At 65.0% G+C, this 13,429-nt stretch carries 15 protein-coding genes; 6 read left to right on the plus strand and 9 right to left on the minus strand.

Annotation, left to right across the window (positions count from 1 at the left end; genetic code table 11):
* The 5 genes from H607_RS0100410 to H607_RS0100430 all read left to right on the plus strand — a co-directional run.
* Positions 1-318 (plus strand): ISAs1 family transposase (locus H607_RS0100410; protein WP_028873793.1); only part of this gene is annotated, 318 nt, incomplete at its 5' end.
* Positions 319-403: 85 nt separating this feature from the next.
* The gene (locus H607_RS0100415) at positions 404-1,072 is read left to right on the plus strand and encodes a response regulator (protein ID WP_028873794.1); all 669 of its coding nucleotides are present in this window, start codon (positions 404-406) and stop codon (positions 1,070-1,072) included.
* A 16-nt stretch (positions 1,073-1,088) separates the two neighbouring features.
* Entirely contained in the window at positions 1,089-2,486 is a 1,398-nt protein-coding gene (locus H607_RS11040; RefSeq protein WP_051240502.1) for a sensor histidine kinase, read from the plus strand.
* Positions 2,487-2,528: 42 nt separating this feature from the next.
* Positions 2,529-4,217 (plus strand): GNAT family N-acetyltransferase, encoded by a 1,689-nt coding sequence (locus H607_RS13500; protein WP_211218417.1) that lies wholly within the window; start codon positions 2,529-2,531, stop codon positions 4,215-4,217.
* Positions 4,192-5,064: an arginase family protein gene (locus H607_RS0100430; RefSeq protein ID WP_028873795.1), complete on the plus strand. Its 873-nt coding sequence runs from the start codon at positions 4,192-4,194 to the stop codon at positions 5,062-5,064. The genes H607_RS13500 and H607_RS0100430 overlap by 26 nt, the downstream gene beginning before the upstream one ends.
* 4 nt (positions 5,065-5,068) lie before the next feature.
* Here the strand turns inward: H607_RS0100430 and H607_RS0100435 are convergent, their stop codons facing one another.
* The 3 genes from H607_RS0100435 to H607_RS0100445 are packed head-to-tail and all read right to left on the minus strand — an operon-like array spanning position 5,069 to position 7,018.
* A complete protein-coding gene (locus H607_RS0100435) occupies positions 5,069-6,280 on the minus strand; it encodes a DegT/DnrJ/EryC1/StrS family aminotransferase (protein WP_028873796.1) in 1,212 nt (403 codons plus the stop codon).
* A complete protein-coding gene (locus tag H607_RS0100440; protein ID WP_028873797.1) occupies positions 6,273-6,656 on the minus strand; it encodes a DMT family transporter in 384 nt (127 codons plus the stop codon). The genes H607_RS0100435 and H607_RS0100440 overlap by 8 nt, the downstream gene beginning before the upstream one ends.
* Entirely contained in the window at positions 6,656-7,018 is a 363-nt protein-coding gene (locus H607_RS0100445; RefSeq protein WP_028873798.1) for an EamA family transporter, read from the minus strand. The genes H607_RS0100440 and H607_RS0100445 overlap by 1 nt, the downstream gene beginning before the upstream one ends.
* 125 nt (positions 7,019-7,143) lie before the next feature.
* Between H607_RS0100445 and H607_RS0100450 the strand changes: the two genes are divergently transcribed.
* Positions 7,144-8,004, plus strand: a complete 861-nt coding sequence (locus H607_RS0100450) for an alpha/beta hydrolase (protein ID WP_083961840.1) — start codon at positions 7,144-7,146, stop codon at positions 8,002-8,004.
* A gap of 59 nt (positions 8,005-8,063) precedes the next feature.
* On the opposite strand, the gene H607_RS0100455 is transcribed toward H607_RS0100450, so the two are convergent.
* From H607_RS0100455 to H607_RS0100480, 6 genes are read right to left on the minus strand one after another with little or no spacing between them, the layout of a single operon-like run.
* Positions 8,064-9,440 (minus strand): aspartate aminotransferase family protein, encoded by a 1,377-nt coding sequence (locus tag H607_RS0100455; protein WP_028873800.1) that lies wholly within the window; start codon positions 9,438-9,440, stop codon positions 8,064-8,066.
* Positions 9,430-10,131 carry an MtnX-like HAD-IB family phosphatase gene (locus H607_RS11050; RefSeq protein WP_051240504.1) on the minus strand — a complete coding sequence of 234 codons (702 nt, stop codon included), beginning with the start codon at positions 10,129-10,131 and terminating at the stop codon, positions 9,430-9,432. The genes H607_RS0100455 and H607_RS11050 overlap by 11 nt, the downstream gene beginning before the upstream one ends.
* Before the next feature lie 60 nt (positions 10,132-10,191).
* Positions 10,192-10,983: a 3'-5' exonuclease gene (locus tag H607_RS0100465; protein WP_211218418.1), complete on the minus strand. Its 792-nt coding sequence runs from the start codon at positions 10,981-10,983 to the stop codon at positions 10,192-10,194.
* Positions 10,983-11,873, minus strand: coding sequence for a cysteine synthase CysM (gene cysM, locus H607_RS0100470; RefSeq protein WP_028873802.1), 891 nt, complete (start codon positions 11,871-11,873; stop codon positions 10,983-10,985). The genes H607_RS0100465 and cysM overlap by 1 nt, the downstream gene beginning before the upstream one ends.
* Positions 11,874-11,882: 9 nt before the next feature.
* Positions 11,883-13,067, minus strand: a complete 1,185-nt coding sequence (locus H607_RS0100475) for a hypothetical protein (protein ID WP_028873803.1) — start codon at positions 13,065-13,067, stop codon at positions 11,883-11,885.
* The gene (locus H607_RS0100480) at positions 13,064-13,348 is read right to left on the minus strand and encodes a LapA family protein (protein ID WP_028873804.1); all 285 of its coding nucleotides are present in this window, start codon (positions 13,346-13,348) and stop codon (positions 13,064-13,066) included. Before H607_RS0100480 ends, H607_RS0100475 begins: the two co-directional genes overlap by 4 nt.
* Positions 13,349-13,429: the final 81 nt, after the last annotated feature.

Here is a 13,429-nt window from a genome sequence, read left to right on the forward strand (position 1 = left end):
GAGGGTAAGACCAGCCTCGAGCGCCGCTTCTACCTCGGCAGCATCGCCGCCGAGGCCAAAACGCTCGCCCATGCGGTACGGGCGCACTGGAGTATCGAGAACTGCCTGCACTGGAGCCTCGACGTCTCGCTCAACGACGACCAGATGCGCGCCCGCGCCCGCAACGCTGGCGCCAATCTCGCCCTCGTGCGCCGGCTCGTGCTCAACCTCTTTCGCCTGGACACCTCAGCCCGCAAAGGCGGTATCCGTACCCGACGCATCCTTGCCGCCTCCTCCGATGCCTACCGCCAGGCACTCCTCGGCCTTACAGAGATTTGATGCGATTGCCCTGGCGAGGGCAGGAACCTTCAATGGCCGCCAAGGCTCTCTTGTTACCAAAAGAAGGCATGATCAAGGAGTGATGATGCGGGTTTTGTTGGTCGAGGACGACGCGGCGCTCGCCGCGGGGATCGTGGAAGGATTGGAACGGGCCGGCATGAGCGTCGATCACCTCGACGCCGCCGAACCGGCCGAATCGGCGCTCGCGCTCACCGCCTATGATTTGGCCATCGTCGATCTCGGCTTGCCCGGCATGGACGGACTCGAGCTCATCCGGCGGGTGAGGCGTCGCAAGCTGCCCATCCCGATCCTGATCCTGACTGCGCGCGACGGACTCGACGATCGCGTCAAGGGGCTGGACATCGGTGCCGACGATTATCTGGTCAAACCCTTCCTCTTGCCCGAGCTGCAGGCGCGCGCCCGGGCCCTGATCCGGCGCGGCGGCGCGGCGACGAGCTCCACTCTCACGATCGGTCCGCTGACCCTCGACCTGGGATTGCGCACGGCCAGCCTCGACGGTACGGAGCTCGAGCTCACCGGCCGCGAATGGGACGTGCTGCAACATCTCATGCTCGCCGCCCCCAAGGTGCTCTCGAAAAAGAAATTGATGGAGAGCCTGGGGAGCTGGGACAGCGAGATCTCCCCCAACGCGATCGAAATCTACGTATCGCGACTGCGGGCGAAACTCGCCGACTCGGGAGTGACGATCCGCACCGTGCGCGGTATCGGTTATCGTCTGGAAAGCGCCGAGTGAACGGGGCGGCATCGCGATGAGCTATTCGATCCGCAAGCGCCTGATCGGCTATCTGCTCGTGCCGCTGACGGCGTTGCTCGCTTTCAGTATCGTCACCGATTACCGCGAAGGACTGCACGTCGCCAACAAGGCTTACGACCATGCCCTGTTCGGCACGGTTTTGGCGATCGCCGCCCAGCTCGATCCCGATGAGAACGGCCTGGATCTCGACCTGCAGGAACAAGCCGAACAGGTGTTGCGCACCGACATGGCCGACGAGGTGTTCTACGCCGTAATCGACCGACATGGCCGGCTCATCGCCGGCGATCCGCTCCTGCAGTCCAAGTTGATTCCCCCTCACGGGGACAATCCCGTCTATCGCTTCGATCACATCGGAAACCAGGAAGTCCGGCTCGTCACGTATCATTATCGCCCCACGGCGAATGCGCACGAAGGGGTATTCATTCTCGTAGCGGAAACGACGAAGAAACGGCAACGTGACGCCTCGCGCATCATGGTGACGACGCTATGGACCGACCTCCTGCTCATTCTCACCTCGCTCGCGGTGGTTTTCTTCGGAGTGCGCTATGCCGTGGCCCCGTTGGAGCGGATGAGCCAACGCATCGACCGCCGGGAGCCGGACGATCTGCGTCCTCTGGACGAAGCGCAGGCACCCAAGGAAATACGGCCCTTCGTGCGGGCGATCAACCGGCTCATCGCCAATCTGCGTGAAGCAGCGAGCGCGCAGCAGGCGTTCCTGTCGAATGCGGCGCATCAGTTGCGTACGCCGCTGGCGGCGTTGCAAACCCAGCTGGAACTGGTCGCGGAAACCTTGCAGGGTGAACCCCGTGAGCGGCTGCGGCGGGCCCAGGAGTCACTCGTGCGTCTGTCGCATCTCACGCGCCAGATGCTCGCACTCGCCCGCGCGGCTCATCAGGCCAACACCGAGGCGGACTTCTCCCCCGTGTCGCTCGAAGACTTGGTGGAGGCCGCGGCTTCTGATTTCCTCGATACGGCCATCGCGCGCGACCTCCACCTCGAATTCGAACCGTCCCCTGCCGTAGTAGCAGGTCAGGCATGGACCCTGCGGGAATTGCTGGCGAACCTCCTCGACAATGCCTTGCGCTACACCCCTGCCGGAGGGCGGGTGACGGTGCGCTGTGGCGTGGCGGCCTCAGGCATACCCTTCCTCGAAGTCGAGGACGATGGCCCTGGCATTCCGCCCCATGAGCGCGACAAGGTGTTCGAACGTTTCGTGCGGCTGGAGTCGGATTCGGCCGGCTCCGGCCTGGGTTTGGCGATCGTGAAAGAGGTCGCGGATCTCCACCGGGCGCACATCACCCTCACCGAGGGAAGCAACGGCAAGGGTCTGCGAGTACGGGTGGAGTTCCCGCCCCTGCAAGCCGCTCTTTCCCGTCAGGAAAACGACAGCTGATGCGAGTCATGCTCCCGATCCATCCTGCTTCGTTCCGTTTTCATGCCTCCGACGCACGAACTTTTGCCGCAAGACCGGTATGGCCCCGTCGGGCCTGCCCCGTTGCTTGCCGCGCTGTATCACCTGGCGGTGCTGGTGTCGCTGGCGAGTGCATTCGCCTCGCTGCCCTCCCCGCACACCACGGCGGAATCTGGTTGGCTGTGCTGGCACGCTCTGGCAGGCATGGGAGTCTTCTTCCTCGTTTTCCTGCGGCTGACGCTGCCCTTGTTCCTCCCTCAGGGGGATGAATCGGCCGCATGGCAGGAAACGCACTGGTTGGCCTGGATCACCCAGGGGGCCAAGACGGTATTCCATCTCCTCGCCCTGCTGACCCCTCTTCTTGGCCTCGCCCTCGCGAACGTCGAAAGCTTGCCTGTCAGGCTATCCGGCATGGCGCTCAGCCCCCTGATTCCCCCCAAGTGGAATTATCTGTCCTTCTCCTTGTACGATTTTCACGAAGTCGCGGCATGGACGCTGGCCGGAACCGCCCTGCTCTACCTCGCCCTCCTCACCTGGCGCGCCTTCACCCTGCGCGGCTCTCTCCGGCGTTTCCGTGGCCATGAGACAATGGAAAAACACATCTTCTCCTCGTCTCCCCGCACCATGACCGCGCTCGCACCTTCGGCGACCGCCCTCGAGCCGACAGGGCTGGTGCAGTACTTCCTGGCTCATCCGCCGCTCGGATTCACTCCCATCCTCACGCCCCAGGGAATCCCCGCCTTCCTCGCCCCTTTCGATTACCTCCTCACCGCCGACGAAGCGCTGGTACGATGCATCGAACGGCTACCCGGTGGCCGGAAGCTGCGGCACCTGCTGGTGCGCGATACCTGTTTCGTCGGTTCGACGGTGAGTGAATACTGTCCCCTGCCCCCAGGCGCCGACGTCACCCGGCTGCCGGCGGCGCTGCGCGCGTTCTGGGATGGGCGGACCCAGTTGCTCATCGTCAAGGACATCCCCGTCGACTCGCCACTGTTGTCAGCCCAAGCCAACCGCCAGGCGGCGACATTTTTGCAGGCGTGCCGTGAAGAGGGGTTTCTCGTGGTCGATGGACAGGCGCTTGCCTACGTGCCGATCGACTTCGCCGACGAGGCAGACTATCTCGCGCGCCTCTCGAGCGGCCGGCGGCGCGACTTGCGCCGCAAGCTGCGTGCACGCGACAAGCTGCGTCTGGAAATCGAACCCACCGGTTCGGCGCGATTCGACGACGAGGCGTTCGTGCGCCGACTCTACGCGCAATACCGCGCCGTCTATGAGCAGAGCACGCTGCACTTCGACCTCCTCTCGCCGGAATTCTTCGCCGCCGTGTTGCGCGACGGGAGGCTCGAAGGGCGCGTCTTTCTCTACTTCCACGAGGAGGCACTCGTCGGCTACAACCTGTGTTTCATCTGGCGCGACCTCCTGGTCGACAAATACATCGGGTTCGACTACGCCGCCTCGCGCGCCTTCAATCTCTATTTCGTGAGCTGGTTCGAGAATCTCGCCTTCGCCCGCCGCGAGGGGTTGCGCCATTACGTGGCCGGTTGGACCGACCCCGAGATCAAGGCCTATCTCGGCGCCCAATTCACATTCACGCGCCACGCGATCGCCGTGCGCTCCCCCCTGCTGCGCCTCCTCTTGCGCCGGCTCGCGCCGCTTTTCGAAAACGACCGCCGCTGGTTCGACGCCCATGCCGCAGATACCGATCGCCCTTGACCTCGACGGGTCGCTGCGCAAGCTGGAGGGAGTGCAGCGGCTCGATCTGAGCGCTTGGCAGGAACGCATCCGCTTTGGCTGCGGCTGGCGTACCTGGCACGCCTTTTCCCGTGTCCTCGAACCGCTGCTCCCCCCCGAGCCCGGTCCGGTTTTCCTCGGCAGTGGCGACTTCCACCACCTCACCTACTTCCTGCTCGCGCGCCGGCCGGTCGACGATCCGGTGGAAGTGATCGTGCTCGACAATCATCCAGACAACATGCGCTTTCCTTTCGGCATCCACTGCGGCTCCTGGGTAGCCCATGCCGCACGTCTGCCCTCGGTCACCCGCATCCACGTGTTGGGAATCACTTCGGCTGACGTGAGCCTGCCGCATGCCTGGGAAAACCGCCTGTCGCCCCTCTACCGGGGCAAAGTCCGCTACTGGACCCTGGGGGTGGCGGTCGGCTGGGCGCGCTACCTCGGCTTGGGCGCGGCAGTACGCGCATTCGACTCCGTCGCGTCACTGTGCGAAGCCTTCCTCGACACGGTGGGCCGAGGCCGGGATCCCGTCTATTTCTCCCTCGACAAAGACGTGCTCGATCCCGCGGTGGTGCGCACCAACTGGGATCAGGGACGATTCACCGTCGAAGCGATCGGCACGCTCATCCGGGGACTGTCCGGGCGCATCGCGGGCAGCGACGTCACCGGCGAAGTTTCCTCATACCGCTATCGCAGCGGCTGGAAACGGCTCCTGAGCGCCCTCGACGGCCAGGAAACGCCGCCGGCCCAAGAACTCGCACGCTGGCAGGATCGCCAGCTCGCCGTCGATCGCACCTTGCTTGCCCTACTGCAAGGGGCAGCGCGCTGAGCCTTCAGTCGGCGAGCACCGTCTCCAGCGTGTGCACGGTCCGCGCGAAGCGCCCCTCGTCGAGCCAGAGGCTATTGCTGATCGTCAGCGATCGCGCGGCGAGTGCGCGCGCTACCGGCACCGGCGCCTCCTCCACCCAGGGGCGCAGATAAGCATAATCGGGCAAGGCATGGGCGAACATACGCGACACGCCCAAGCCTGCCGTCCACAGCCGCCGCAAGACTTCTTCCCGTGCCGCCTCCGAGGGCAATTGCAGGAAAAAGAGCGGCCAGACCCCCTCCCCGCCCGGTGCATCCTCGAAGACGGTGACCCCCGGGAGGGCGCGCAACCGCGGCAGACGCTCCTGTGCCTGGGCTTGCAACGCGTCGCGAAATGCCGGCCAGCGCCGCAGCGCCCGTGCCCCGACCTTCTGCCGCCATCGCCCCAAGCGATGCAGCGGGAAGTCGGCGGAAAAAACGTCGCCCAGCGCCTCCGCCACCTCACCCCGCTGCAAGGCGCGGCGCAAGGGGCGTCCATAGACCCACGGCAAGAGACTCGGGCGGTAGCATAGCCCATAGCCGATGAGCTGCAGGCTGCGCATCAGCTCCCAGGACGGGCGCCATGGCAACAAGCGCCGACTCGCGTCTTCGATCGACGCGGCGAGTTCGGGGTGGCGCGTCACCCACATTCCTCCCTCGAACAGGGTAAGCCCCTTGCCGACGGCGAAGCTGAAAAAACCCGCATCGCCCACAAGTCCGACGCTGCGCCCCTCGAGCCGTGCTCCGAAAGCCTGGGCCGCATCCTCGATCACCCAGGCCCCCACTTCGCCAGCAAGGCGCCGGCTCGTTTCGAGCTCGACCACCCGGCCGGCCAGATGGGTGGGCAGCACGGCGAGCGTATCCTCATCGCACAACCGCGCCAGCTCACAGGGATCGAGCGCCAATGAGCCCGGTGCGAGGTCGCACAGTCGCATCTTCAGCCCACAACGGGCCACCGCAAGCACCACCAAGGGGCAGGTATAGGCCGGCACGATCACGCTGCGCCGCTGCGGCGCGAGCAGGCGCAGTGCCGAGAGGAGGAGGGTGAGGCTCGCCGTCCCGGAGCAGGCCAGCCCGGCATGGGACACGCCGAGCATACCCTTGGCTGTATCGAGGAAATCGCCTTCCCCCCTCGCCGGCAGAAAATCGGCGAAACGAAGCGGCATGCCGGCGGTCGGAGGAACTTCGTATTCACGCATGAGGCGCGACCCGCTGCTCGCCCCAGGCCAGACACACGACGCCCGCCAGGATGCAGCCGGCCCCCAGCCATTGCAGCGGTGTGAGCCACTCACCGAAGAGTGGTACGGAGACGATCATCACCCCGATCACTTCGAGGTGCGAGGCAGCAAACGCCGGCCCGATGGGAACCGTTCGCAGCAAGGTCATCCAGGTGACGAAAGCGCCGAGATAACCGAAAATCGCCCCATAGACCCACGGGGTGGTGAGCGCCCGCCACAGCCACGCCGGATCCACCTCGGCCGGACCGGCGGCCAGCGCCGCGTATTTGAAGCACACTTGGGCCGAGGTGTCGAAGACGAGCAAGACGGCAAAACCGATCCAAGGGAAACGCCGCATCAGTTGCCTCCCGCCCCGACGAGCGCCACACCCAGCACGATCAGACTCACACCGATCAGCCGCGGCCGGGTGAAACGCTCCCCGAACAGCACGCGCCCCCCCAGCATCACCGTGACGATGCCCATCATCCCCAGCAGAACCCCTTCGGCGAGCGGCACCACGGCGAGAAACGCCAACCAGAGGACGAATTCCACGGCAAAACAGGCCACCCCCGCCCATAGCCAGGGGCGCACCAGCATGTGGCGCCAGTGCTCTGTCGCCGTGGCATCTTCCGCCTCCATCGCCGCGGCCTTGAACGCGAGCTGGCCAGCGGTATCGACCACGAGGTTCGCCGCCCACAAAGACACGACTTCCCAGGACATCATCGCGTTTTCCTGCCGGCGACAGCGTAACGACAGCTTCGCCGCGGACAATACGCACCGTCGACGGCCCGGGCGCACACCGCGCCTGCAAGCGTGCCGTCTCCCGTGACGGAGTCCCGATCATGATGCATGAAACCCTCTCCTATCCCGAAGCCGAACCCACGGCAGGCGTGCTGCTCATCCATGGGCTGACCGGCACCCCCAACGAAATGCGCCACATCGCCCGCGGATTGTCGCGTGCCGGCTTTCTCGTGCATAGCGTCAAACTGGCCGGCCATTGCGGCAGCGAAGCGGATCTCGTCGCCACCGACCGGCACGACTGGTTCCAGAGCGTGGTCGCCGCCGCCGAAATGATGCGCCGCGAAGTCGAGCACTTCTTCGTCGCCGGCCTGTCCATGGGCGCGGTGCTCGCCCTCAAATATGCCATCGAATATCCGCGGCACGTGCGCGGGCTGGGGCTCTACGGCACGACCTTTTTCTACGACGGCTGGAGCATCCCGGCCGTGGCGAAATTCGCCTTTCTGCTGCCCCTCTTCCAGCGCCTGGGTATCGGACGGCGCAAAGTCTTCCTGGAAGCGCCGCCCTATGGCCTGAAGAACGAACGCCTGCGCCAAGCGATCGTGACCAAGATGAACTCGGGCGACAGCAGCGCCGCCGGGCTGCCGGGCAATCCCTGGCCGGCGCTGGCGCAGTTCTACCTGCTCTCGGCCGAAGTGCAAAAAAACCTGCACCGCGTGCAAGCACCCGCCCTCGTCATCCATGCCCGCGACGACGACGTCGCCAGCCTGCGCAATGCCCAACTCATCGAACGCAAGGCACGCGGCCCGGTCGAAACGGTCGTGCTCACCAACAGCTATCACCTCATTACCCTCGACCAGGAAAAAGACGTGGTGGTAGCGCGTTCCGTCGACTTCTTCCGCCGGCTCATCGGCAAGCGGCAACAGGAACACGCTCCTTCCAGGGGGCTCGCCGAAACCGTCGTCTGAAGCATAAACATGACGCATACCGCGGGCCACTCCAGGGTGGCCCGCTCATCAACACGCCCTCAAGCACCGAGCCGTTTGGCCTTGGTCAGAAGCTGATCGAGCAACACGATGGCCAGATCCACCTCTTCCGGCGTGATGTGCAGCGACGGAGCGAAGGTGATCACGTTCTTGTAATACCCCCCCACGTCGAGCACGAGTCCCATGCGCTTGCCCTGGTGTTCGAGCTCACCGGCCAGACCGATGTCCACCATGCGATCGAGCAGGGCCTTGTTGGGCGTAAACCCGTCGGCCTGGCAGATTTCGGCACGCAAGGCCAAACCCAGACCGTCGACGTCGCCGATCTCCGGGTGACGCCGCTGCAGATCGCGCAGACCTTCGAGGAACTGCGCGCCACGCGCCATCACCATCGTCTCATAATCCGTCTCCTGGACCATGCGCATCGTCTCCAGACCGACGGCGGTCCCCAAGGGGTTGGAGGCGAAGGTGGAATGCGTCGAACCAGGAGGAAAGACCTTGGGATTGATGAGCTCCTCGCGCGCCCACAGTCCCGAGAGCGGATTGAGGCCGTTGGTGAGCGCCTTGCCGAAGACGAGGACATCGGGCTTGATGCCGAAGTGCTCGATCGACCACAGTTTTCCCGTGCGATAGAACCCCATCTGGATTTCATCGACCACGAGCAGGATGCCGTAGCGATCGAGCACCTTCTTGAGTCCCTGGAAATAGTTCTTCGGCGGGATCACATAGCCGCCGGTGCCCTGGATCGGTTCGACGTAGAAAGCCGCGAACTCCGCCTCGCCGGCCTTCGGATCCCACACGCCGTTGTACTCGGTCTCGAAGAGGCGGGCGAACTGCTGGATGCAGTATTCGCCATACTCCTCCTTCGTCATCCCTTTGGGGCCGCGAAAGTGGTAGGGAAAGGGAATGAAATAGGCGCGATCGCCGAAATGGCCGAAACGGCGCCGGTAGCGATAGCTCGAGGTGATGGCCGAAGCCCCCAGGGTGCGACCATGGTAGCCCCCCTCGAACGCGAACATGAGGCTCTTGCCGCCTTTGGCGTTGCGCACGAGCTTGAGCGAATCCTCGATCGCCTGGGAACCGCCGACGTTGAAGTGCACGCGCCCTTCATAGCCCCATTTGCGCTGCGCGTCGAGCGCGATCGCTTTGGCCAGTTCCACCTTGGTGGGATGCAGATACTGGCTCGCCAACTGCGGCAGCGTGTGCAGCTGGCGCTCGAGCGCGGCGTTCAGGCGTGGATTGGCATAGCCGAAATTGACGGCGGAATACCACATCTGCAGGTCGAGATAGGGGATGCCGTCATCGTCGAAGAGATAGCTGCCCTCGCAGCGCGCGAAGATCTTCGGCGGTTCGACGTAATGTACCGTGTCGCCGAAAGAGCAGTATTTCGCCTCGTCGGCGAGCAATTGGTCATGATTCATGAGTGAGGGTCTCCAGGGAGAAAAAACGTTCGCCTTCAGCGGCAAGCTGCGGCAATGCGGCGCAGGCGTCGGCAAAGCCGCCGATCGGTACAAATGGCAGAGACTCGCGGCGGCAATATTCCTGCAGCTTGCCCTTGGCGAAGACGAGATCGACCGCGCCGGCGGCGCAGAAGTCGGAGGCTCCGTCGCCGATGAGCAGCACGCGGGATGTTTCATGGCGCGCGAGCCGGGCACGGGCGCACTTGCAGGTGCCGCTATCGACGCGGCAGCTCCCCGCCCCAGCGGGCGCATCGAGCCGCCAGGCACGCGGCCCGGCCTGACGCAAGCGGTTGGCGAAGACGGGCAGCGGCGGCAGGGCGTAGCGCGCGAGGATATGATGGATCGCCAAATCGAGGCCGTCACTCACCACAGCAAGCGGCCAACCCCGGGCAAGGACTTCGGCGACGAAGCGGGGAAACTCCGGATCGATGGGAACGGCATCAAGCGCCGCCTCCAGTTCGCCCCGATCGACATCGAGCAGGGCGATCTGCTGCTGCATGCACACGCGAGAGCCGATTTCCCCGCGCTCCCAGCGCGCCTCGATCTCCTCCCAACCCGGGCGCGCAAAGCGCTCGAGCAGCAGGTCGGTGACGTCGCGCAAAGCAATCGTGCCGTCGAAATCGCAGAGTATGGACCAAGTGTTCAAGTTCAAGACGAACCCTCCGTAGATGGCGGCCATGATACGGAGGGCTTGCTGTCGTCTTCCTGACGCTCAGTCAGTGGCTGGCGACCACTGCGCGAGGAATTCGCGCCAATGCGCACCAGGAAGTTTTTCGAGATGTTCGCGCAGACGATCGAGCGCGGACTTCAGGTTTCTTTCATCGAGTTTGCCGCGCAGCCACTGGAAGCGCAGGAAGACGAGGTAGGTATTGACCGCATCGGTCTCGCAATAGGCCCGGATCGCCGTAGCCTCGCCCCGGCACCAGGCGCCCCACACCTGCCCGCCGTCCATGCCGAGCTTGCCGGGAAAACCGAGCAGCCGCGCGATCTGGTCGAGCGGGGCGACGGCGCGGGTCTGATAGCCGGCGAGCACGTCCATCAGATCGAGATGGCGCCAGTGAAAACGCCCCAGGTAGTTGTTGTAGCGGTATTCCGCCTCACGGTCGCCGACTTCCCAGTAGGCGCTCGCCTGCACGCCGTGCAACAGACTGCGGTAGTGCAGCACCGGCAAGTCGAACCCGCCGCCGTTCCAGGTCACGAGCTGGGGGCGTTTCTTGTCGATGGCGGCGAAGAACTGACGCAGGATCTCGGCCTCGTCCAGTTCGGGCGCGGCCAGCGAAAAGACCTTCACCTCGCGCCCATTGTCCCAGACACCGGCCAGCGTCACGATGCGCTGCAGGTGATGCGGCAGGAAATCGCTGCCGTTGCGGGCGCGCTGGCGCTGGGCGGCGTATTCCACCACTTCCTCGTCGGGCAGCGCGTCGGGCAGCTCGTGGAGCAGCCGCAACGCCGCCACGTCGGGGATCGTTTCGAGGTCGAAGACCAGGGTCGGCGCGTTCATCATCAGGCGGGAAAGACGCCGGTGGAGAGATAACGGTCGCCACGATCGCACACGATGAAGACGATGACCCCATCGCGCACCCCGGCGGCCACCCGCAGCGCCGCGGCCAAGGCACCGCCCGAGGAGATGCCGGCGAAGATCCCTTCCTCGCGCGCCAGCCGCCGCGCCATTTCCTCGGCCTCGGCCTGGGTGATCGATTCGATCCGGTCGACGAGCTCCGGGCGATAGATCTGCGGCAGATATTCCGCAGGCCACTTTCGGATACCCGGAATCTGCGACCCTTCCTCCGGCTGGCAGCCGACGGTAACAATAGCAGGGCTCCTCTCCTTGAGGTAGCGCGCCACGCCCATGAGGGTGCCGGTCGTGCCCATGCTGGAGACGAAGTGGGTGATGCGCCCCTCGGTCTGCTCCCACAGCTCGGGACCGGTGGTTTCGTAGTGCGCCCGGGGGTTGTCGGGATTGGAGAACTGATCGAGGATGACGCCCTTGCCTTCGCGCTGCATCTGCTCGGCAACGTCGCGGGCGAGCTCCATGCCACCGGTGCGCGGCGTGAGCACGAGTTCGGCGCCGTAAGCCTTCATGATCTGCCGCCGTTCGACACTCTGGTTTTCCGGCATCACCAGGATCAGGCGATAGCCCCGGATCGCCGCCACCATCGCGAGCGCGATTCCCGTGTTGCCGCTGGTGGCCTCGATGAGCGTATCCCCCGGTTTGATCTGGCCACGGGCCTCGGCGCCGCGAATCATCGCCAGCGCCGGGCGATCTTTCACCGAACCGGCGGGATTGTTGCCCTCGAGCTTGGCGAGCAGCACGTTGTTCTCCCCTGCGCCCAGGCGCTGCAGGCGCACGAGCGGGGTCTTCCCCACCCAGGATTCTATCGTCTCGAACATCACTCGTTCCCCTCAATGACCGGCGATCGCGTCGATCTCGATGACGCGCGCCGGGCCGAACGTCTCCCATTGACCACAGGCGGGGCAGCGCCACAGATGCCGCCGAGCCTTGAAACCGCACTGCGCGCAGCGATAGCGCGCCAGCCGCTGCACGTAGCCGTGCACCACCTCACGTACCCGCTCGACGTCGGCAAGCCAGGCCGGATCGACGTGGCGCGCCACCAGCAAGAGGTACTCGTCGAGCACGATGAGGCTGGGTTGCTGGCGCAACAGCCATTGCAACAAGCGCAAGGCGAGCGCGGATTCGCCGTGGCGTGCCTCGAATTCCACGTAACGATCGACCAGATCGAGCTGCGGGTAGCGGTGCAGCCACTGGCGCATACGCTTCAAGAGCTTCGCCTGCCAGCCGCAGCGCTCGGCCACCGCCATGAGCCGGTCGGTGGCCAGCGGCAGATGCTCCACGGCGATGCGCTCGAGGGTGAGCCACTCCTCGAACGCCGCTTCGAACCGCCCTTGCAGGAAATGCCACTCCCCTTCGAGCAGGATCGGACGCACGGCGTGCCGGTCGAGTGCGCGCGCCTGAGCGAGGTGGCGCTCGGCCTCGTCCCAGCGTTCGGCAGTCAGTGCGAGCGCCGCGAGCTCGCAGTGGTAATGGATGAGCCGGACGCGCCAGACCGGGCTATCGTCCCGTGCCAGGTTCGAGGCCACCTCGATGCATTTGCGCCAATCCTTCTCGACTTGATAGATTTCGAGCAGCTGGGCGAGTGCCCAATGTTTGCGCTCGGTCTGCTGCAGTGCGGCATAGAGCGCTTCGGCGCGGTCGAAGAAGCCCGCCTTGTGATAATCGAGCGCCAGTTCGGCGAGGATCTCGCCGCGACGGTCGTCTGACAGATCCTCGCGCGCGAGCAATTCCTGATGGATGCGGATCGCCCGGTCGAACTCCCCCCGCCGGCGAAAGAGCACCGCCAGCGCCAGCTGAAGCTCCAGCGTAGCGGGGTTCTCTCGTGCGGCCGAGAGAAACGCCTCGATCGCCTGATCGAGTTCGTCGTGCAGCAGGTGATTGAGACCGGTGAGGTAGATACGCGGCAAGCGGCTGGAAGCACGCACCACCTGGCGCATGTCGATGCGCGCAGCCACCCAGCCCACGCCGAAAAAGACGGGCAGGAGCAGCAGCCACCAGAGCTGAAGTTCGTTCATACGGTAGGCAACGTGCGGTCAGCCTTCTCGCCCGTACGCTGCGCCGCCTCCAGACGGCGACGAAGGCGGGATAGCGTCCAGCGCTGGCGCACGAGCGTGCTGACTGTGAAACTCAGGCCCAGCAGGATTCCCACCAAAGCCGTGGCGAGCAGAACCACCGCAAGCGGTGCCTGCCATTGCCGGCCGAACCATTCCACGGTCACCGGCGCATGATTCTGCGCCGCGAACGCGACGAGTACGCCGAAGACGACGAACCGGAGCACCCAGACAAAGATCCGCATTTCGTTTCCTCACGCAGGTTCCGCACGGTGCGATTATCCCAAGCCGGACAGAAAAAAAGAAGAAGCGGCCCTCGTGGGCCG

The sequence above is a fragment of the Tepidiphilus margaritifer DSM 15129 genome (assembly GCF_000425565.1).
Classification (GTDB): domain Bacteria; phylum Pseudomonadota; class Gammaproteobacteria; order Burkholderiales; family Rhodocyclaceae; genus Tepidiphilus; species Tepidiphilus margaritifer.